Annotated in this window: 19 protein-coding genes; 5 read left to right on the top strand and 14 right to left on the bottom strand. The window is 72.8% G+C overall.

The annotated features are described in order from the left end of the window. Positions 1 to 37: 37 nt before the first annotated feature. Entirely contained in the window at positions 38 to 1,699 is a 1,662-nt protein-coding gene (murJ, locus tag ACPU2J_RS27535) for a murein biosynthesis integral membrane protein MurJ (protein WP_423834230.1), read from the bottom strand. After that, positions 1,696 to 2,859, bottom strand: a complete 1,164-nt coding sequence (locus ACPU2J_RS27530; RefSeq protein WP_389077896.1) for a lipid II:glycine glycyltransferase FemX — start codon at positions 2,857 to 2,859, stop codon at positions 1,696 to 1,698. Before ACPU2J_RS27530 ends, murJ begins: the two co-directional genes overlap by 4 nt. 248 nt (positions 2,860 to 3,107) lie before the next feature. Here ACPU2J_RS27530 and ACPU2J_RS27525 point away from each other — a divergent pair, with 248 nt between their 5' ends. Further along, positions 3,108 to 4,280 (top strand): Ig-like domain-containing protein, encoded by a 1,173-nt coding sequence (locus tag ACPU2J_RS27525; RefSeq protein ID WP_423835015.1) that lies wholly within the window; start codon positions 3,108 to 3,110, stop codon positions 4,278 to 4,280. A gap of 160 nt (positions 4,281 to 4,440) precedes the next feature. Here the strand turns inward: ACPU2J_RS27525 and ACPU2J_RS27520 are convergent, their stop codons facing one another. From ACPU2J_RS27520 to ACPU2J_RS27485, 8 genes are all read right to left on the bottom strand, one after another. Continuing rightward, positions 4,441 to 4,881, bottom strand: a complete 441-nt coding sequence (locus ACPU2J_RS27520; protein WP_420079126.1) for a DUF6278 family protein — start codon at positions 4,879 to 4,881, stop codon at positions 4,441 to 4,443. 108 nt (positions 4,882 to 4,989) lie between these two features. Beyond that, positions 4,990 to 5,775, bottom strand: coding sequence for an exodeoxyribonuclease III (locus ACPU2J_RS27515; RefSeq protein WP_361598025.1), 786 nt, complete (start codon positions 5,773 to 5,775; stop codon positions 4,990 to 4,992). Positions 5,776 to 5,805: 30 nt separating this feature from the next. Then, positions 5,806 to 6,438 carry an MBL fold metallo-hydrolase gene (locus ACPU2J_RS27510; protein WP_365140589.1) on the bottom strand — a complete coding sequence of 211 codons (633 nt, stop codon included), beginning with the start codon at positions 6,436 to 6,438 and terminating at the stop codon, positions 5,806 to 5,808. Between the two features lie 30 nt (positions 6,439 to 6,468). Then, complete coding sequence (locus ACPU2J_RS27505) at positions 6,469 to 7,062, bottom strand: hypothetical protein (RefSeq protein ID WP_420079127.1); 594 nt, start codon at positions 7,060 to 7,062, stop codon at positions 6,469 to 6,471. After that, positions 7,059 to 8,237: an ROK family glucokinase gene (locus ACPU2J_RS27500; protein ID WP_420079128.1), complete on the bottom strand. Its 1,179-nt coding sequence runs from the start codon at positions 8,235 to 8,237 to the stop codon at positions 7,059 to 7,061. The genes ACPU2J_RS27505 and ACPU2J_RS27500 overlap by 4 nt, the downstream gene beginning before the upstream one ends. Beyond that, the gene (locus ACPU2J_RS27495) at positions 8,234 to 9,157 is read right to left on the bottom strand and encodes an ATP-binding cassette domain-containing protein (protein ID WP_365140583.1); all 924 of its coding nucleotides are present in this window, start codon (positions 9,155 to 9,157) and stop codon (positions 8,234 to 8,236) included. The genes ACPU2J_RS27500 and ACPU2J_RS27495 overlap by 4 nt, the downstream gene beginning before the upstream one ends. Next, the gene (locus ACPU2J_RS27490) at positions 9,154 to 10,194 is read right to left on the bottom strand and encodes an ABC transporter permease (protein WP_391345031.1); all 1,041 of its coding nucleotides are present in this window, start codon (positions 10,192 to 10,194) and stop codon (positions 9,154 to 9,156) included. Before ACPU2J_RS27490 ends, ACPU2J_RS27495 begins: the two co-directional genes overlap by 4 nt. Then, a complete protein-coding gene (locus tag ACPU2J_RS27485) occupies positions 10,191 to 11,171 on the bottom strand; it encodes a sugar ABC transporter substrate-binding protein (protein ID WP_361598073.1) in 981 nt (326 codons plus the stop codon). Before ACPU2J_RS27485 ends, ACPU2J_RS27490 begins: the two co-directional genes overlap by 4 nt. A 213-nt stretch (positions 11,172 to 11,384) precedes the next feature. Here ACPU2J_RS27485 and ACPU2J_RS27480 point away from each other — a divergent pair, with 213 nt between their 5' ends. Beyond that, positions 11,385 to 12,398 carry a Gfo/Idh/MocA family protein gene (locus ACPU2J_RS27480; RefSeq protein WP_420079129.1) on the top strand — a complete coding sequence of 338 codons (1,014 nt, stop codon included), beginning with the start codon at positions 11,385 to 11,387 and terminating at the stop codon, positions 12,396 to 12,398. Positions 12,399 to 12,459: 61 nt separating this feature from the next. Here ACPU2J_RS27480 and ACPU2J_RS27475 read toward each other — a convergent pair whose 3' ends face one another. Then, positions 12,460 to 13,401, bottom strand: coding sequence for a DMT family transporter (locus tag ACPU2J_RS27475; protein WP_423834229.1), 942 nt, complete (start codon positions 13,399 to 13,401; stop codon positions 12,460 to 12,462). A 133-nt stretch (positions 13,402 to 13,534) separates the two neighbouring features. On the opposite strand from ACPU2J_RS27475, the gene ACPU2J_RS27470 reads away from it, so the two are divergent. Further along, complete coding sequence (locus ACPU2J_RS27470; protein ID WP_389077884.1) at positions 13,535 to 13,906, top strand: hypothetical protein; 372 nt, start codon at positions 13,535 to 13,537, stop codon at positions 13,904 to 13,906. A gap of 385 nt (positions 13,907 to 14,291) precedes the next feature. On the opposite strand, the gene ACPU2J_RS27465 is transcribed toward ACPU2J_RS27470, so the two are convergent. Next, a complete protein-coding gene (locus tag ACPU2J_RS27465; RefSeq protein ID WP_423834228.1) occupies positions 14,292 to 14,909 on the bottom strand; it encodes a dihydrofolate reductase family protein in 618 nt (205 codons plus the stop codon). Between the two features lie 172 nt (positions 14,910 to 15,081). On the opposite strand from ACPU2J_RS27465, the gene ACPU2J_RS27460 reads away from it, so the two are divergent. Continuing rightward, a complete protein-coding gene (locus ACPU2J_RS27460) occupies positions 15,082 to 15,828 on the top strand; it encodes an SDR family oxidoreductase (protein WP_423834227.1) in 747 nt (248 codons plus the stop codon). 166 nt (positions 15,829 to 15,994) lie between these two features. Further along, positions 15,995 to 16,459 carry a GNAT family N-acetyltransferase gene (locus ACPU2J_RS27455; RefSeq protein ID WP_365079337.1) on the top strand — a complete coding sequence of 155 codons (465 nt, stop codon included), beginning with the start codon at positions 15,995 to 15,997 and terminating at the stop codon, positions 16,457 to 16,459. Between the two features lie 88 nt (positions 16,460 to 16,547). Here the strand turns inward: ACPU2J_RS27455 and alc are convergent, their stop codons facing one another. Continuing rightward, positions 16,548 to 17,666, bottom strand: coding sequence for an allantoicase (gene alc, locus ACPU2J_RS27450; RefSeq protein WP_420079133.1), 1,119 nt, complete (start codon positions 17,664 to 17,666; stop codon positions 16,548 to 16,550). Between the two features lie 3 nt (positions 17,667 to 17,669). Beyond that, positions 17,670 to 19,013: an allantoinase AllB gene (gene allB / locus ACPU2J_RS27445; protein WP_420079134.1), complete on the bottom strand. Its 1,344-nt coding sequence runs from the start codon at positions 19,011 to 19,013 to the stop codon at positions 17,670 to 17,672. Between the last annotated feature and the right edge of the window lie 72 nt (positions 19,014 to 19,085).

Raw genomic sequence — 19,085 nt, 5'->3', positions numbered from 1 at the left:
CGCGTCGTCTTTCCCACGCCGCCGGCGCAGCCCCCGGCTACCGGCGGAGCTTTCGCCGCAGGGAGTCCAGCAGGTCGGTGATCTCCGTCAGGCGCAGCGGCCCGGCGAGAAGGACGACGACCAGGCCCAGGGTGATGGTTCCCGCCGCGACGGCGGCGAAGTCCCCGAAGCGTTCGGCGGCGCGGGCCGCGAGGTGTCCGGCGCCGGCCGCGGGCAGGCAGGCGGCCAGGAGCCTCAGGTGTGTCCGTACGGCCGTCACCCGGCGGCGGGTGCGGGCGCGCGGGCCGAGCCTGCGGGCGAGGACGTACGCCGTGACGGCGGCGCCGGCGAGGAAGGCGACGGAGGAGGCCGCGGCCATGCCGGTGACCGCCCAGCGCGGGGGCAGCAGCAGGTGGGCGGCGGCCGACAGCCCGGCGTTGAGGGCGACGATGACGAGGTTCAGGAAGAACGGTGTGCGGGTGTCGCCGAGGGCGTAGAAGCCGCGGGAGAGCACGTACTGCGCGGAGAAGGCGATCAGGCCGGGGGCGAAGGCCGTGAGCATGCCGGCCATGACCGCGATGTCGGCGTCGGTGGTGCGGCCGTAGCCGAAGACGCTGCCCATCACCCAGGGGGCGAGGGCGGCCATGAGGGCGGCGGCGGGGACGACGAGGGCGGCGCTGGAGCGCAGGGCGTAGGAGATGTCGCGGCGGACGGCGCCGAGGTCGCCGTCGGTGGCGGCGGAGCTCATCCGGGGCATCAGGGCGGTGACGAGGGAGACGGTGATGATGCCCTGCGGGACGATCCACAGCTGGTAGGCGTTGCTGTAGGCGGTGTAGCCGGCGCCGCCCGCGAGGCCGGCCTCGACCGCGCTCTGTCCGGTGGCGGTGGAGAGCCGGGTGACGACCCAGTAGGCGAACTGGTTGGTGAGGACCAGCAGGACGGTCCAGCCGGCGTTGCGCAGGGGGCGGCCGAGGCCGCTGCCGCGCCAGTCGAAGCGGGGGCGCCAGCGGAAGCGGGCCGCGCGCAGCGAGGGGATCAGGGCGAGGGCCTGGACGACGATGCCGGCGGTGGTGCCGATTCCCAGGAGCCGGGTCTCGGCCGCGGTGAGGGTGCCGGCGGCGTCGTGGGAGACGGAGAGGAACAACCCGAAGACGGCGATGATGACGACGTTGTTGAGGACGGGGGTCCACATCATCGCGCCGAACCGGCCGCGGGCGTTCAGCACCTGGCCGAGGAGGGTGAAGAGCCCGTAGAAGAGGATCTGCGGCAGGCAGTAGCGGGCCAGCGCCACGGTGGTGCTCTCCTGGGCGCCGCTGTAGCCGGTGTACGCCGAGACGATCAGCGGGGCGGCGAGGACCGCGGCGGCCGTGAGGGCGACGAGGGCGGCGGTGCAGGCGGTGAGCAGCCGGTCGGTGTAGGCGGCGCCGCCGTCCGCGTGTTCCTTGGCGGCGCGGACCAGCTCGGGCACGAAGACGGCGTTGAGCGCTCCGCCGACGAGCAGCATGTAGATGATGTTCGGGACGGTGTTGGCGACGGCGTAGCCGTCGCCGAGCAGTCCGGTGCCGAGGGCGGCGACGACGACGGCGGAGCGGACGAAGCCGGTGGCGCGGGAGACGATGGAGCCGGCCGCCATGAGCGCGCCGCTGCGCAGCACCGAGGTCTTCTCCGGTGCCGCGCTGTCGGCGGCGGGGCCTGCCGGTCTGGTGTCGGTGGCCGTCACCGGCGGGCCAGGTATGCCTGGAACGCCTTGTAGAGCGCCGTGTTGGCCACTCCGTCCATCGGGGTCTCCCATTCTCCGAGCGTTTCGACGACGTCCCCGCCGGTGCCGAGCTTCCAGCGCAGCAGTCCGAAGGAACGGTCGTCGGGGTCGAGGGTGGAGGGTACCCCGCGCATGTCGTACTCGTCGGCCCCGAGGGCGTGGGCGTCGCACATCATGCGCCACTGCAGGGCGTTGCTGGGCCGTACCTCGCGCCGGTGGTCGGCGGACGCGCCCGTCTGGTACCAGACCCGCCGGCCCGCGGTGATCATCGTGTGGGCGGCGAGGACCTCCCCCTGGTGGATGCCGAGGTAGAGGCGCATCCGGCCGGGGCGCTCCTCGTTCAGGACCCGGTACTGCTGCTCGTAGTAGGCGAGGGAGCGGCCGAGCCGGAAGCCGTCGCGTTCCTCGGTGATGCGCAGCAGCCGGTAGAACTCGGGCAGGTCGGCGGCGGTGCCGAGGACGGTCTCCACGCCGGCCTTGCCCGCCTTGCGCACGTTGCGCCGCCATTCCTGGTTGAGGCCGGACCAGACCTCGTCGAGGGTGCGGCCGGCCAGGGGCACGCGGAAGACGTGGCGCGGCTGGGCGTCGCCGTCGTCCTCGCCGCCGCAGCGCTTCCAGCCGCGGGTGCGCAGCCGGTCGGCGAGGGCGGCTCCCACGGGATCCACCTCGGTGGCGACGACGTCGGTGATGCGGCGGCCCGGTCCGGTGCCGGCCTTGGCGGTGGCGGCGTCCCAGCGGCGGTAGGCGGGGGTGGGGCCGATGCGGACGGCGAAGGCGCCGGCCGCGCGCAGGTGGCGCATGAGCGGGCGCAGCCAGCGGTCGATGCGCGGGTCCGACCAGTCGGCGACGGGGCCCTCGGGAAGGTAGGCGAAGTATTTACGGGTCCCGGGGAATTGGCGATAGAGAACGAGTCCGGCGCCTTCCGTCTCGCCCCCGGGGCAGTGCCATCCGACCATTTCCGCGCGCCAGAGGTCCTTCACCCGGCTCCACGACGGGTACTGCAGAAAGCTCGCCTGCGGGCTCCTGGCCAGGAAGGCGTGGTACTCGGGGGCCGACAGGGTGCGCACCTGGAGCTCCTGGTCCTGGTCCTGCCGGGCGGGGGTGACGAGCAGTGCGCACACGGCTGTCGGCCTTCCTGTTCGTGCCGAGGGGTGGTGCACAGGACTCTCACAGCCACCCGTGACCGAAGTGCGCGTCGAATGTGACCGGATGATGACCGTTTCGCTGCGGTCGGCGTCACAGGAAAAGGGACGATCTTTTTTTCGGTTTGTGCAACCTAAAGTCGTCCCGTTCTCATCCTCTTTTGCGAACGTTCATCACCACCACGACTCGAAGGGGTCCTTCGTTGAGCCGCACACGCCGCACCGCCATGGCGGGCACCGTACTTCTGGCCGCCGCCGCGCTGACCGCCTGCTCGGGCGGGAGCGACGGCGGTGGGGACGACAAGGGCAAGGCGGACGCGAAGCCGAAGGCGCCCATGGCGGTGTCGGTCAACCTCACGGGTGATCAGGTCAAGGCGGGCCAGCCGGTCACGGTGACCGTCGCCGAGGGCAAGCTGGCCCAGGTGAAGGTGACCGACGCCAAGGGCGCTGAGCTGCCGGGGAAGATAGCCGATGACGGCAGGACCTGGACCTCGGAGCGCAACGCCCCGGCGGGCGCGGAGTACAAGGTCGAGGCGCAGGACACGCAGAGCCAGAGCGCCACGACGCAGTTCAGGACCAGCGCCGCCGACAAGGTGAACAAGGTCTCGATCAACATCTCCAAGGGCAGCACCGTGGGCGTGGCGATGCCCGTGTCCCTGGTCTTCGACAACCCGGTGACCAACAAGGCGGAGGTCGAGAAGCAGCTCAAGGTCACGACCTCCGACAACACCGAGGGGTCCTGGGGCTGGATCAAGGACCACTCCGGCAACGACCGGGTGGACTGGCGGCCCAAGGACTACTGGAAGTCCGGCACGGACGTGAAGGTCGAGATGAAGCTGAACGGAGTGGACTCCGGCAAGGGCGGCGGGATGTTCGCCCGGGACTACAGCACCGAGTTCAAGATCGGCAAGGACCGGCGGATCCAGGTCAGCCTGGACACCAAGAAGATGTCCGTGACCCAGGACGGCCAGGCCCTCAAGACCATCCCGGTCTCGGCGGGCACCCCGGGCGGGAAGAAGGCCTCGTGGTCCGGGAAGATGGTGATCATGTCGAAGGAGGGCACCATCCGGATGGACTCCCAGACGGTGGGCCTGGACAACGCCTACGACAAGATGGTCGATTACTCGATGCGCCTGACCTGGTCCGGCATGTACGCGCACGCCGCCCCGTGGAACTCGGGCAACTTCGGCCGCGTCAACAGCAGTTCCGGCTGCGTGGGGATGAGCGACGCCGACGCCAAGGACTTCTTCGCGCAGTCCCAGGTCGGTGACCCCTTCGAGGTCGTCGGCGAGGGCTCGAAGGGCCAGGCCGACATCGGCAACGGCTACGGCGAGTGGAACCTCGGCTGGGACGAGTGGAAGACGAAGAGCGCCCTGTCCGGAGCCCCGCACAACGGCTGACCCGCACAACGGCTGACCGGCGGAACGGCCGACCCGCACCACCACCGCCCGGGCCCGGGGCGGTGGCGCTCCTGGCCGCCGCAGCCCCGGGCCCGGACACACCGGGCCGCCGGAGCCGGACGGGACGCACCGGGCCGGGCGGAGTCCCGTACGGCCCCGCTCAGCCCTCGGAGGCCTCCGCGTACGCCTGGCTGAGCTCGGGCGAGCCCGTCATCGCCCAGGAGACCCCCGACTCGATCACGTCGAGCTCGCGGCCCGAGGCCAGCAGGATCACCGGCCGGCCGTTCGGCCACACCCGCCAGGCGGCCCCGGGGACCCTGCGGACGATCACGGTGCCGAGGTAGAACCCGGCGTCGTTGCCGAGCCAGGGCACCACCTCGGGGTCGCGCCGCCAGCGCGGCGTCACCTGGTCGAGCGCCTCCAACGAGGCCGGGCTGCCGTCGAGTTCGAGCCCGGCCGCCCGCGCCTGGGCCCGCAGCATCTCGCACTCCGAGAACAACTCGGCGACGCCCTCGGGGTCGTCCGCGAGGGCGACGGCGAGCGTCGGCGCCTGTTCCGCTTCGCGTCGGTTCAGCCAGTTGTCCAGGAAGGGGATGTTCATACCGCCCAGCGTCGCACCAGGATCCGCGCCTGGCCACAGGGCGCGCCTGGATCCGCCGCCCCGGATCCCCGGCCCGGCACGGTCCGCGGGGGCGGCCCGGGACGGGTCCTAGCGGTCGAGGTCGAGGTCGACGACGACCGGTGCGTGGTCGGACGCGCCCTTGCCCTTGCGCTCCTCGCGGTCGACGTAGGCGTCGGTGACGGCCTTGGTGAAGGCCTCGTTCCCGTAGACCAGGTCGATGCGCATGCCCCTGTTCTTGGGGAACGCGAGCTGGCGGTAGTCCCAGAACGTGTACGGGCGGTCGTACTTGAGCGCGCGGGGCATCACGTCGGCGAGGCCCGCCGCCCGCAGCGTCTCCAGCGCCGCCCGCTCGGCGGGGGTGACGTGGGTGAGGCCCGCGAAGACGGCCGGGTCGTAGACGTCCTCGTCGGTGGGGGCCACGTTGAAGTCGCCCAGCACGGCGAAGGGGCGCGGGCCGGCCGCGTCCTCGGCGACGGCCTCGGCCAGCGAGCGGAACCAGTGCAGCTTGTAGCCGTAGTGGTCGTGCTCGACCTCGCGGCCGTTCGGTACGTACACCGACCAGACCCGGACCCCGCCGCAGGTCGCGGAGATCGCGCGCGGCTCCTGGACGCCCTCGTAGTCGGGGCCGCCCGGCAGCCCCGTGACCACGTCGTCGAGGCCGACCCTGGAGAGCAGGGCCACGCCGTTCCAGCGGCCGGTGGCGTTGACGGCCGACTCGTAGCCCAGCTCGCGCAGCTCTTCGTGCGGGAACTGCTCCGCGGAGCACTTGGTCTCCTGGATGCACACGACATCGGTGCCGGAGCTCTCCAGCCAGGCCAGCAGGCGCGGCAGCCGGGCGGTGATGGAGTTGACGTTGTAGGTGGCGATACGCATGCGTTCCAACCTACCGCCCGGCGCCGACACTCAGAGGTCGGTGCTGTCCCCGGCGGTGAGTCGGCCGTGGTCGGTGCCGCCCAGGGTGTCCAGGGCGAAGTCGTAGACCGGCCTGGCGATGTCGGCGAGGTAGGCGTCGTGGATGTCGAGGGCCCGGCGCGGTTTCACCTCGCGCAGGTAGTCGATCACCTCGGCGACCTTGTTCCAGGGTGCGTGCACGGGGACCATCAGGGTCTCCACGGGGACGCCGGGCACGGTCAGGGCGTCGCCGGGGTGGAAGAGGGAGCCGTCGACGAGGTAGCCGACGTTCGTGACGCGCGGCAGGTCCGGGTGGATCACCGCGTGGAGTTCGCCGTGCACCTGGACCTCGAAGCCGGCGGCGGTGAAGGTGTCGCCGTGGCCGACGGTGTGCACCCGGCCCGGATAGGCCGGCGCCAGCCGGTCCGCGACGCTGCGCAGGGTCCACAGGGCGGCCGCCGGGTTCGCGTCGAGGGCGGCCCGCAGCCGGCCCTCGTCGAAGTGGTCGGGGTGTTCGTGGGTGACCAGCAGGGCGTCGGCCCCCAGGCCCGCGTCCGCTTCGCTGAAGGCGCCGGGGTCGATGACGAGCGTGTGCCCGTCCTTCTCCAGCTGGACGCAGGAGTGCAGCCTCTTGGTGAGCTTCATGATCCCAGGCTAGCGCCGCGGGCACCCCGCTCAGGGGGTGGTCGTGGACACCACGTAGACCTTGGGCTTCTCCGGGTCGGTGAGGTCCACCGTGATGTCGCGGGAGGGGCGCGGATCGGCCTGCTCGATGCTGGTGCCGTACCAGAGCGCCTTGGGGCTCCAGCTCCAGCCCGCGGTCTCGGAGTCGTGCGGGGAGATCGTGACGTCCCCCGCGGTCAGCCCTTCGCGGCTGGTGCCCACGGCGGCGAGGAAGGCGTCCAGGTCCGCGGGGGTCACGGCGAACTGCGTGAACAGCCGGCTGGTGCGCCAGTTGTTGGTCTCCAGGAAGCCGACCTTCCAGGCCGTGGCGGGGATCGGGACCTCGTAGATGCTGCGCTGGACCTTGGAGGGCCAGCCGGGCCGCACGGTGGACGCGCCGACCTTGGCGGCCTTGTCGCGGCCGCTCTCCCGGCTCTGCTGCGTGGAGATCGCGAGGTAGCCGGCCGGGACGCCGATCAGCAGCACGATGATGACCGCGGTGATCCAGCGGCGTTTGACGACGTGCCTTCGGTCCTCGGCGGTGGGCGGCGGCGTGCCGCCTCCGTCGGGGGCGGGGGCCTGGTGGGGCAGGGTGGGCGGGTTCACGGCTGTACGTCGTCCTTGGGGTCCGGGGATCCGGCGGTGTCGCGGCGGCCGAGCCGGGCGTAGCGCTCGTAGCGCTCGTAGCGCTCGACCCGCCGCCGGGTGGCCCGGCGGAAGCGGCGGGCGACGAGCCGGGCGAGGTCGGCGGCGCCGACCATGCCCGCCTCGGGGCCGAGCTGGGCCTTGGCGATCCGGGCCTCGGGCCGGTATCCGCGGCCGGTCAGGTGCCGCCGGAAGGCGTCCCGGGCCGGTCCGATCAGCAGGTCGTCCGCGGCGCTCACGCCGCCGCCGATGACGAAGCAGGAGGGGTCGAGGGCGGCGGCGAGGTTGGCGATGCCGACGCCGAGCCACTGGCCGATGTCCTGGAGCAGCTCGACGCACATGGCGTCGCCCTCGCGGGCCAGCTCGGTGATGAGCGGCCCGGTGATCTCGGAGACGTTCCCGCCGACCCTGGCGATGATGTTGTACGCGACCGGGGAGTCGGCGGCGGCCAGCTCGCGGGCCTCGCGGACCAGGGCGTTCCCGGAGCTGTACTGCTCCCAGCAGCCGCGGTTGCCGCAGGGGCAGCGGTGGCCGCCGGGGACGACCTGCATATGGCCGAACTCGCCGGCGACGCCGAAGCGGCCCCGCTTGACCTGGCCGCCCTCGAGGATGGCGCCGCCGATGCCGGTGCCGAGGGTGATCATGACGAGGTGGTCCTCGCCGCGGCCCGCCCCGAAGCGCCACTCCGCCCAGGCGGCGGTGTTCGCGTCGTTGTCGACCATCACGGGGACCGCGAGGCGGGACTGCAGGGCGTCGCGCAGAGGCTCGTCTCGCCACGCGAGGTGCGGGGCGAAGAGGACGCGGGAGCGGTCGGCGTCCACCCAGCCGGCCGCACCGATCCCCACGGCGTGCACGTCGTGCCGGTCGGAGAGGTCCAGCACCAGTTCGACGATGGTGTCCTCGACGACCTTGGGGCTCTTGGACTTGTCCGGGGTCTCGGTGCGGATCTTCTCCAGGATGATCCCGTCGGCGTCCACGACGCCGGCCATCACCTTGGTGCCGCCGATGTCGATGCCGACGGTCGGGACGCGCGGGGCGGTCAGGTGCGACCGCCGCTCACGGGTGCCGATGGTGCGCAGGACGGTGCCTCGCGCCGACCCCCGGTGGGTGAGCGTGAAGTCCCGGTACGTGCTCATCGCGTCGTGTCGTCCCTCGTCGGTCCGGTGGGGGGAGAGGCCGGTCGGGCGGGGCCCGCCGGTCCGGCCGCGCCGTCGGCGGCTTTCGCGTCCTGGCCCGATTCTGCCACCCGCTCCAGTTCGTGGCTCAGCTCGTCCAGCTCGGAGCCGCCCGCCATCTGCCGGGTGAGCTCGTCGAGGGTGATCGAGTCGCGGGTGTGGCTGCCGGCCATGGTGCCGCGCTTGAGCAGGACGAAACGGTCCCCGACCAGGTGGGCGTGGTGCGGGTTGTGGGTGATCAGGACCACCCCCAGCCCGGCGTCCCGGGCCGCGGCGACGTACTTGAGGACCACGCCGGACTGCTTGACGCCGAGGGCCGCGGTGGGCTCGTCGAGGACGAGGACCTTCGCGCCGAAGTACACGGCGCGGGCGATGGCCACGCACTGGCGTTCGCCGCCGGACAGGGTCCCGATGGGCTGGTCGACGTCGCGCAGGTCGATGCCCATGCGCAGCAGCTCGGCGCGGGTGGTCGCGCGCATGAGGTCCACGTCGAGGCGGCGCAGCGGGCCGCGGCCCTTCGTCGGTTCCGAGCCGAGGAAGAAGTTGCGCCAGACGGGCATCAGCGGGACGACGGCGAGGTCCTGGTAGACCGTGGCGATGCCGCGGTCGAGGGCGGCACGCGGGTTGGCGAGCTCGGTCTCCTCGCCCTCGATCTCGAAGGTGCCGGCGTCGTGCCGGTGCAGTCCCGCGATGATCTTGATGAGGGTGGACTTGCCGGCGCCGTTGTCGCCGAGGACGCAGGTGATCTCCCCCGCGGACACCTCCAGGGAGACGCCCTGGAGGGCGCGGATGTTGCCGTAGAACTTGCTGACGCCGGTCAGCCTCACCAGGGGTGCCGTCGTGGCCGCCCCGGTGGCGGCGGTGGTCTTTCCGGTGGTCATTTCGCCTCCGCCCGCTTGCGGACCCATGCGTTGAGCAGCGTCGCGAGCAGCAGCATCGCGCCGAGGAAGAACTTGAACCAGTCGGGGTTCCACTGGGCGTAGACGATGCCGTTGCTGGTCATGCCGAAGATGAAGGCGCCCACCGCCGAGCCGATGGCGGAGCCGTAGCCGCCGGTCATCAGGCAGCCGCCGATGACCGCCGCGATGATGTAGAGGAACTCGTTGCCCACGCCCTCGCCCGACTGGACCACGTCGAACGAGAAGAGGATGTGCTGCCCGGAGATCCAGGCGCACAGGGCGACCCCCATGTACAGGCCGATGCGGGTCTTGACGACCGGTACGCCGACCGCCCGGGCGGCGTCGGCGCCGCCGCCCACGGCGAAGATCCAGTTTCCGGCGCGGGTGCGCAGCAGGATCCAGGTGGCGACGGCGACGATCGCGAACCACCACAGGACGGTGACCTTGAGGGTGACCGGTCCGACCGTCCACTGCGAGGCGAAGAGGGCGCGGGCGGAGGGGAAGCCCTCCATGTCGGCGATGCTCTTGGTGGAGACGGTCCCGGTGATCAGCTTGGTGAAGCCGAGGTTCAGGCCGGTCAGCATCAGGAAGGTGCCGAGCGTGATGATGAAGCTGGGCAGCCTGGTGCGGGTCAGCAGGAAGCCGTTGAAGAAGCCGATGGCCAGGGTGACCACGAGGGACACCAGGACGCCGACCCAGACGTTCGCGGTCATCTGGTAGCTGAACATCGAGCTCACCAGGGCCGAGGTCGTGACCATGACACCTGCGGAGAGGTCGAACTCGCCGCCGATCATCAGCAGGGCCACCGGGGCCGCCATGATCCCGATGGTGGAGGCCGAGTACAGGATCGTGCTGAGGCTGGAGGCCTGGAGGAAGCTGGGGGCCGCGAAGGAGAAGAAGACGAAGACGGCCGCGGCTCCCACCACGGCGCCGAGCTCGGGGCGGCCGAGCAGCTTGCGCAGGACGGAGGCGGGGGCGAGCCGTTCGTCGGCGGCGGGGGCGGGGGCGGTCGCGCTCATCGGGTGCCCCTCTTGATGTACTCCTCCAGCTTCGCGGCCTGGTCCGCGGTGACGATCTGCGGGCCGGTGAGGACCGGACGGCCGCCGCCGAGCACGTCGGCGTTGTACCGGTAGAGCCAGAGCAGGTCGACGGCCTCGTAGCCCTGGAGGTAGGGCTGCTGGTCGACGGCGAAGCCGAGGGCGCCGGACTTCAGGTCGCGGGCGACGGACTCGTTGAGGTCGAAGGTGTCGATCTCGGCCTTGCTGCCGGCCGCCTCCTTGGCCTTGATCGCGGTGGGCGCGAAGGGCGCGCCGAGCGTCACGACGGCGTCCACGGACGGGTCGGCCTGCAGCTTGGCCTGGACCGACGCCTGGACGGACGGCATGTTGGTGCCCTCGACGTACAGGTTCTCCATGGTCCCGGAGAAGGTCTTCTTCGCACCCGCACAGCGCTGCTCGTGGCCGACGTTGCCCTGTTCGTGCAGGACGCAGACGGCCTTCGTGCGGCCGCGCCGGTTCAGCTCCGTGCCGACGGCCTCGCCGGCGATCTCCTCGTCCTGGCCGATGTGGGTCAGCGCCCCGTACGCGGCGGACTGGGCGGACCCGGAGTTGACCGTGACCACCGGGATGCCCGCCTTGACGGCCTTGGCCAGGACGTCCTTGAGCGCGTCGGGCTTGGCCAGGCTCACGATCAGCCCGTCGACCTTCTGGTCGATGGCGTTCTGGACGAACTGCGCCTGCTGCTGCGCCTGGTCGTCGTGCGCGTAGACGAAGTTGATGTTGTCCTTGGCCGCGGCCTCCTTGGCCCCCTTCTGGACGATGTCCCAGAAGGTGTCGCCGTCGCCCGCGTGGGTCACCATCGCGAAGGTCCAGCGCGGGGTGGAGACGGCCGGGCGCCCGGCCTCGGCGGCCTTCGCCCGCTCCTCGGCACGCTTGCCCCCCGTACTGCTGCACCCCGCGAGCGAGGCCCCCAGTACCGCCGCGAGCACGGCGCCCACGACGCGCACCCCTGTCCGAACCCTAGCCACGTCCCCGCGCCCTTCCCTCGTCCGCTTCTTCGGTCTCGCCCGACGTCATCGACATCATTCGGTCATTCCGGTTCCAGCCGATCAGTATCCGCCACAGTGGACCATGAAGGGCCATCGGGGCATGCACCCGCAGATCGACACGGGCGGATTGACAGGTTCCCCCGACAGGGCCAGGTTGAGTGCATGCGCATCGGGCTCATCGGAACGGGCCGGATCGGCTCCTTCCACGCGGCGGTCCTCGCCCGCCACCCGGAGGCGGGCTCGCTCCTGCTCGCGGACGCCGATCCCGCGCGGGCGGCACGCCTCGCCGACCGGCTCGGGGCCACCGCCGCGCCCTCCGTCGACCAGGTCTTCAGCTGGGGCGTGGACGCGGTGGTGGTGGCCTGCGCCACCGACGCGCACGCGGAACTCGTCGTACGGGCCGTCCGCGGCGGGCTGCCCGTGTTCTGCGAAAAACCGTTGGCCACGGACCTCGGGCGGACCATGGCCGTCCTGCGCGAGGTGACGGCCACGGGCGGACTGCTGCAGGTGGGCTTCATGCGGCGGTTCGACGCGGGCTACGGCAAGGCCCGCGAGCTGGTGCGGTCGGGGGCGCTGGGGCGGCTGCACACCGTGCGCACGGCGACCTCCGACCCGGCCCCGCCGGCCGCCGGCTACCTGGCCGGCTCCGGCGGCCTGTACCGGGACTGCCTGGTGCACGACTTCGACATGGTGCGCTGGGTGACGGGGCACGAGGTGACCGAGGTGTACGCGGCCGGCTCCGACGCCGGACCGCCGCAGTTCCGGGAGGCCGGCGACGTCGACACCGCCGCGGCCCTCCTCACCCTCGACGACGGCACGCTGGTCACCTCCACCGGCACCCGGTGCAACGGCGCCGGCTACGACGTGCGCATGGAGCTGGCCGGGGAACGCGACCAGGTCTCCGCGGGCCTGGACGACCGGACGCCGATCGCCTCGACCGAGCCGCAGGGACCGCCGGCCGCGACCAAGCCCTGGACCGGCTTCCTGGAGCGCTTCGGCCCGGCGTACGAGGCCGAGCTGGACGCCTTCGTACGGATGCTGCGCGGCGAGGGCGAGAACCCCTGCGACGGGCGGGAGGCACTGGCGGCGCTGCGGGTGGCCGAGGCCTGCGAGCTCTCGCGGCGGGAGGGGCGGCGGGTCCGGCTGGAGGAGCTCCCGGACCTGCCGGATCGGTGAGCGCATGGGCATCCACCCTACGGCGGGCCGCCCTCCCGGCCGCGGCGTTTTCCGGACACCCTCAGGCGGCGCGGGAGGAGAGCGCCCGGCGGCCCCAGGCGGTGCCGACGAGGACGAGGACCACGCCCGCGAGGCCGAGGGGGCCCGGCCGGTCCCCCGCGACGGCGATGCCGGCGACGGCCGCCCACAGGGGCTCGGTGCCGAGCAGCAGGCTGACCCGGGACGGTGAGGTGCGGCGTACGGCCCACATCTGGACGGAGAAGGCGAACAGGGTGCACAGCACGGAGAGGAAGGCCAGCCCCGCCCACTGGGCCGGCCCGAACCCGGCGGCCGCCGCCCAGGGACTCGCTCCCGTGCCGGGCACGGCGGCCAGCAGGGCGAAGACCACCACGGCGCCGCCCAGCTGCACGGTGGTCAGGGACAGCGGGTCGGCGCCCCGCAGGCCCTCGGCCCGGGCCATCAGCAGGACGTGCAGCGTGCGGGCGAGGGCCGCGCAGAGGATCAGCAGGTCACCGGTGCCGGGCGCGGTGAAGCCGGCACCCTGGGTGAGCAGCACCACCCCGAGGACGGAGGCCGCGGCGGCCCCGAGGAATCCCGCGGAGGGCGGACGGCGGCGCACGGCCGCCTCCGCGAGCGGGGTGAAGATCATGGTGAGGCTGATGATCAGCCCCGCGTTGGTGGCGGAGGTGTGGACGACCCCGTAGGTCTCCAGCAGGAAGATCCCCCCGAGTACGAGCCCCAGCAGGCCCGCGCCGCGCAGCTGGGCAGGGGTCAGCGCCCGAAGCCGCGTCCATCCGGCGACCACCAGGACCGGCAGGACGAGCGCGAAGCGCAGCACCAGCACGGCGATCACGGTGTGCGCGGTGGTGATCCCCTTGGCGGCGAGGTAGCTCCCGCCCCACACGACGGCGACGGCCAGCACGGGCAGATCGCCGAGCCAGGCCCGGCGGGCGGCCCGAGGGGCTTCCCGGGGAGCTTCGCGGGCGGGCGAGAACGCGGTCATCGGGAGCCTCCGACGGCACGGGACGGGTGGAGACGTCGGTGGCTCGCACGGTTGCGGGGCACACCGTACCGGAAGCGATCATGCCCGGCGACCCGTTTACGAGCCTCCGGCACGCACCCGTAGCATCGGGCGCATGGCTGATCTCTACGCCCTGGACCTGGCGTTCGACCTGCTGGAAGGGACCCCGGACGCCGTGCTCACGGAGGTCCGGCGCCAGCTCGTGGCCCCGGACGGGCTCCTCGGGGAGCGCGGCCCGGCCTGGCGGGTGGGCGGCATGCTCGTGGGCGAGTTCGCGGCGAACGAGCGCGGCGGCTGGTCCCTGACGATCCGCCAGGAGCTGCACGCGGAACAGCTGCCGGAGATGGAGGACTTCCTCGTCGCCCTGGCCCCGCACATCCGCCCGCCGGGCCCGGTCGGCCGGATCCGCCACCACGAGCACGAGTCCCCGGACCTGCTGGTCCTCCGCGAGGGCCGCGTACTCCAGCTGGCACTGGACCGGCGCTAGCCCCGTCCCGGACCGCACCGGTCCCGCACGGCTCCGGCACTGCCCGCCCGAGGCCGGACCGGCACGCCGGGCCACGCGCGGGCCCGGCCGCCGTGGACGGCGGCCCGCACTGCTTCCGCGACCGCACCGAGGACCGCACTGTGGTGTGCCTCGCGGGGTGGCTCCGGAGCGCAAGCAGCAGTCGATCGGATCGCCCCCGGAGGGGGGCGGCTCGGCAGGGGGCCGGTCAGGCCGGCCCGGCACCCTCTTCCGGCCCCGGCGCCATCGACGGCCGTCCCGACGAGCCGACGCCTGCTCTCGCCGCGCGCCGGCGAGTCGGTGACGCAGCGCCGGGGCGCCGGGGCCCGACCACGGGGGCCGGTGATACCCAGCCGGGTGCGGCCGGTCAGGAGCCGACCGTGCCGAACGTCGCCCGCCCCGTCGGGCGGTAGGTGTGGATGGCGGTCCCGACGGGCGTCGTCCGGGAGGCCGTCAGCTCGTAGGCGGTCGGCAGCCCGCCCGTGGGGAACAGCCGACGCCCGGTCCCCAGCACCACCGGGAACACCAGCAGGTTGAGCTCGTCGACGAGGTCCCGGGCCAGCAGCCACTGCGCGAGCTGCCCGCTGCCGTGCACCTGCAGCTCCCCCTCCAGCGCGTCCTTGACCCGGACGATCTCGCCCTGCAGGTGCTCCCCGTCGAGCACGGTGGCCGGCCCCCAGGCCGGCTCCTTCAGCGTGGTCGAGGCCACGTACTTGTGCAGCCGGTTCAGCCTGCCCGGGACGGGGTCGGCGGGGTCGTCGTGCTCCGGCCAGTACGAGGCGAAGATCTCGTACGTCTTGCGCCCGAACAGGAACGCCCCGGCCCGCCCGAACACCTCGGTGACGAACTCCCCCATCCCCTCGTCCACGTACGGCGCGGCCCACCCGCCGTACTCGAACCCCTCGCTGCGGTCCTCGTCGGGCCCGCCGGGCGCCTGCATCACGCCGTCCAGCGTCACGAAGGTGGTCAGTGTCAGCTCGGCCATGTCCTGCGCTCCCGGTCCGGTGGTCCGCACGTCCGTGCACGGCTCCAGGCTCCCACCTGCCGGGCCACCCGGCGTGCCGGCTGCGCCGGAACGCGAGGTCGCAATCCTGCCAGCGGGGCCGGGGTCCGGTGGATTTCATTGAAGTCGCAACCAACTGATGCGGAGGAACAACATGAACAACGCGTACGGCCCGGGCAGGACGGCACTGGTGACCGGTGGCAGCCGGGGGATCGGGGCGGCCGTCGCCGAGCGGCTCGCCGAGGACGGGATGGACGTCGCGATCACCTACGTCAGCGACGCCGGGGCCGCGGCCCGGGTGGTCGCGGCGGTGGAGGCGCGCGGGCGGCGGGCCGTGGCCCTGCGGGCCGACGCCGGGGATGCCGCGGAGGTCGCGAACGCCGTCGGGGAGACCGTGCGGCGGTTCGGCAGGCTCGACGTGCTCGTCAACAACGCCGGGGTGGGGGCGGTCGGCCCCCTGGAGGCGGTGGGGGTGGCCGAGGTGGAGCGGGTGCTCGGCGTGAACGTGCGGGGGGCGTTCCTCGCGGCGCAGGCGGCCGCGGCGCGGATGCGGGAGGGCGGGCGGATCATCACCGTCGGCAGCTGCATGACCCAGCGGGTGCCCGGCCCGGGCGGGGTCCTGTACGCGACGAGCAAGGCCGCCACGATCGGACTGACGAAGGCCCTGGCCCGGGAGCTCGGCGGCCGCGGGATCACCGCGAACCTGGTGCATCCCGGGCCGGTGGACACCGACATGAACCCCGCCGACGGACCGTACGCGGGGCCGCAGGCGGCGATGACCGCCCTCGGCCGCTTCGGCACTCCGTCGGAGGTCGCGGACGTGGTGTCCTTCCTCGCGGGCCCGGGGGCCGGCTGGGTCACGGGCGCGGAATTCGCCGTGGACGGCGGCCACGCCGCGTAGCCCTCGCCGGGCGTGCGTGGCGGGCTCGAACCGGGCCGCCCCGGACCCTTACCCCGGCCCCGGCCCGGGGTGGGCGGCCCGCCCGAAGCCGGTGGGGCCGGCGGCCACGTGGTGGGGCGGGCCTATGCTCGGCTTGATCGGGATGTTCGAACGGGCAGGGGGAAGAGTGGACTTCAGGGATCGGCAGCACCGGAGCGTGGTGCTCGACGAGATCACCGACGAGAACTGGCGGGCCGTCGCCGACGTGGCACCGGCGGACGACCAGCGCCGGTTCGTCGCCGCCCTCGGCGCCCGGTACCTGCTGCTGTCCCTGCGCGGCGGGGTGTGGAACTCGCTCGCCGTCCGCGCCGGCGACACCGTCGTGGGCCATGTGATGTGGGCGTACGACGAGGAGGGCGGCGCCCACTGGATCGGCGGCATGATCGTCGACGCCGCCGAACAGGGCAGGGGCGTGGGACGGGCCGCGGTCCGCGCGCTGGTGGGCCGGCTCTCCGCGCTGCCCGGCTGCCGCGAGATCCGGCTCTCCTACCACCCGGACAACGCGCCCGCCGCGCGCCTCTACGCCGACCTCGGCTTCGTGCCCACCGGCGAGTTCGAGGACGAGGAGATCGTGGCCGCGCTCGCGGTCTGACCGGGAACGCCGCAGGGGCGCACCGGCGAGCGGTGCGCCCCTGCGGGCCCCGGGGGTGTCGGCCCCCGGGGCGGTCAGCGGTACGGCGTCAGCCGCCCAGCTCCTGGTGACGGGCGGTCAGCGCCGCCGCGCCGGCCTCCGTCAGCGAGCCGAAGAGGCGCAGGCGCGAGAAGCCGCCGTCCGGGTAGATGTCGATGCGCACGTGCGTGCCGACCGCCGGGGTGTCCAGCACGAAGCGGTGGTTCGTGTCGGGCTGCAGGCGGGTCCGCGGCAGGAACTCCTGCCACTCGCCCTCCTCGCCCGTCTTGACCGACAGCGAGGCCCAGCCGGCCGAGTTGCCCTTGAGGTAGGCGGTGTCGATCTCGACGGCGCGGATCTCGGACTCGGCGACGAGCTGGTAGCGGATCCAGTCGTTGCCGTTGTCGCGGCGGCGCGCGGTCTCCCAGCCGTCGTCCATCTTGCGGGAGCGGCCCGGGTTGATGGTGTTGGTCGGCGGGGAGTAGAAGCGGTTGGAGGCGTCCTGGACGGAGCCGCCGTTCTCCAGCGCCACCACGTCGAACGAACCCAGCGCCGCGAGCCACTTCGGGTCGGGCAGGACCTCGCCGTGGACGCGCAGGCGGGCGATGCCGCCGTCGGGGTGCTGGTTGACGCGCAGGTGGGTGAAGCGCTGCTCGGCGTCGACCTCGAAGCCGTTGGCGGCGTGGCCGCCGACCGCCGTGCGGGGCACGACCGTCGTCCACTTCACGTCGTCGCCCTGGAGCTCCTCCGGGGTCGGCGCGAGCGCGCCCTCCCAGTTGGTGGCCTCGATGGAGACGGCCTGCGGCATGTTGCCGCGGAAGTGGGCGGTGTCGACGACGATGCCGCGGATGACGCCGGGCGCGCCCAGGCGTACGAGCGCCCAGTCGTGGTCCTCTGGGGTCGGCCAGGGCTGGGTGGCGGAGACGCCGCGGCGGCGGCGGGTCTCCCAGCCGTCCATGACCTTGCCCTTGTGGCCGAAGTCCTCGGGGTCGAAGTGCGCGGCCTCGGAGATCAGCAGGTTCTCGCGCTGGGCGAAGAACTCGTCGTTGGCGGCGATGACACCGGCGCCCAGCTCACGGGCGGCGAGGTTCGCGTACTGGGTGAAGGGGAAATCCGCGGTGCGGTAGTCCGCGTACGGGTCGCCGCCCCCGTACGGGTTCGCGTTGCCGGTGAAGGATTCAATCGCCACTGGTCAGTTCTGCCTTTCGAGGAGGAGGCCCGTGGGCTCGGTCGGGGTGCCGTGGTCGGCGATCTGCCTGCCGCGCAGCCAGGTGGACTTCACGACGCCGTGCAGGGTCTTGCCCGCGTACGCCGTGACGCGGTTGCGGTGGTGGAGCTCGGCCGGGTCCACGGTGAACGTTTCTTCGGGGGCGAGCACGGCGAAGTCGGCGTCCCGGCCGGCCTCGATCGCGCCCTTCTGCGCCAGGCCCGCGAGGGCGGCCGGGGCGGCGGACATCCAGCGCACGACGTCCTCCAGGGAGCGTCCGCGCCGGCGGGCCGCGGTCCAGATGGCGGGCAGGCCCAGCTGGAGGGAGGAGATCCCGCCCCACGCGGTGGAGAAGTCGCTGGTCTTCAGGTCCGCGGTGGAGGGCGAGTGGTCGGAGACGATGCAGTCGATGGTGCCGTCGGCGAGGGCGTCCCACAGCAGGTCCTGGTTGGCGGCCTCGCGGATCGGCGGGCAGCACTTGAACTCACTGGCGCCGTCGGGCACTTCCTCGGCGGTGAGGGTGAGGTAGTGCGGGCAGGACTCGACGGTGATCCGCACGCCCTCGGCCTTGGCGGCGGCGATCAGCGGCAGCGCGTCGGAGGAGGACAGGTGCAGGACGTGGACGCGTGCGTCCAGCCGCTTCGCCTGGGCGATCAGGTTGCCGATGGCGGTGTTCTCGGCGTCGCGCGGCCGGGAGGCCAGGAAGTCGGCGTACTTGGGGCCGGGGACCACGGGGGCGGCGTCGAGGTGGTGCGGGTCCTCGGCGTGCACGATCAGCAGGCCGCCGAAGCCGGTGATCTCGGCGAGGGAGGTGGCCAGCTGTTCCTGGTCGAGCTCGGGGAACTCGTCCACGCCGGAGGGCGAGAGGAAGCACTTGAAGCCGTAGACGCCGGCGTCGTGCAGCGGGGCGAGGTCCTTGACGTTGTCGGGCAGGGCGCCGCCCCAGAAGCCGACGTCCACGTGCGCCTTGGCGCGGGCCACCTCCTGCTTGACGCGCAGGTTGTCGACCGTGGTGGTCGGCGGGAGGGAGTTGAGCGGCATGTCGAGGATCGTGGTGATGCCGCCGGCCGCGGCGGCGCGGGTGGCCGTCCAGAAGCCCTCCCACTCGGTGCGGCCCGGGTCGTTCACGTGGACGTGGGTGTCGACCAGGCCGGGGAGCAGGACGTCGTCGCCGAAGTCCTCCAGCCGGGCCCCGGCCGGAACCTCGGCGTCGTGCGCGAGCACGGCCGTGATCTTCCCGCCGGCGACGGCCACCGAGGCGGCGCGCGTCCCCTCGGGGGTGATGACGCGCGTCGAGCGCAGTACCAGTTCCACGGCCACGTCGGACACCGGAACCTCCCCATCTACTTCCACAGAGCGAAATTCAACGTTCTGTTGACGGAGTCTTCCCGGCGATCCGGA

Source organism: Streptomyces manipurensis, from assembly GCF_049570255.1.
Lineage (GTDB): Bacteria > Actinomycetota > Actinomycetes > Streptomycetales > Streptomycetaceae > Streptomyces > Streptomyces manipurensis.
Note: the sequence above shows the minus strand (reverse complement) of the source record. Positions and strands in the feature narration are given on the sequence as shown.

Bases quoted from the DNA above. Each gene is read 5' to 3' on its own strand.
- ACPU2J_RS27525 (WP_423835015.1), top strand. From the start codon at position 3,108: ATGGCGGGCACCGTACTTCTGGCCGCCGCCGCGCTGACCGCCTGCTCG.
- ACPU2J_RS27520 (WP_420079126.1), bottom strand. From the start codon at position 4,881: ATGAACATCCCCTTCCTGGACAACTGGCTGAACCGACGCGAAGCGGAA.
- ACPU2J_RS27515 (WP_361598025.1), bottom strand. From the start codon at position 5,775: ATGCGTATCGCCACCTACAACGTCAACTCCATCACCGCCCGGCTGCCG.
- ACPU2J_RS27510 (WP_365140589.1), bottom strand. From the start codon at position 6,438: ATGAAGCTCACCAAGAGGCTGCACTCCTGCGTCCAGCTGGAGAAGGAC.
- ACPU2J_RS27500 (WP_420079128.1), bottom strand. From the start codon at position 8,237: ATGAGCACGTACCGGGACTTCACGCTCACCCACCGGGGGTCGGCGCGA.
- ACPU2J_RS27495 (WP_365140583.1), bottom strand. From the start codon at position 9,157: ATGACCACCGGAAAGACCACCGCCGCCACCGGGGCGGCCACGACGGCA.
- ACPU2J_RS27490 (WP_391345031.1), bottom strand. From the start codon at position 10,194: ATGAGCGCGACCGCCCCCGCCCCCGCCGCCGACGAACGGCTCGCCCCC.
- ACPU2J_RS27480 (WP_420079129.1), top strand. From the start codon at position 11,385: ATGCGCATCGGGCTCATCGGAACGGGCCGGATCGGCTCCTTCCACGCG.
- ACPU2J_RS27475 (WP_423834229.1), bottom strand. From the start codon at position 13,401: ATGACCGCGTTCTCGCCCGCCCGCGAAGCTCCCCGGGAAGCCCCTCGG.
- ACPU2J_RS27470 (WP_389077884.1), top strand. From the start codon at position 13,535: ATGGCTGATCTCTACGCCCTGGACCTGGCGTTCGACCTGCTGGAAGGG.
- ACPU2J_RS27465 (WP_423834228.1), bottom strand. From the start codon at position 14,909: ATGGCCGAGCTGACACTGACCACCTTCGTGACGCTGGACGGCGTGATG.
- ACPU2J_RS27460 (WP_423834227.1), top strand. From the start codon at position 15,082: ATGAACAACGCGTACGGCCCGGGCAGGACGGCACTGGTGACCGGTGGC.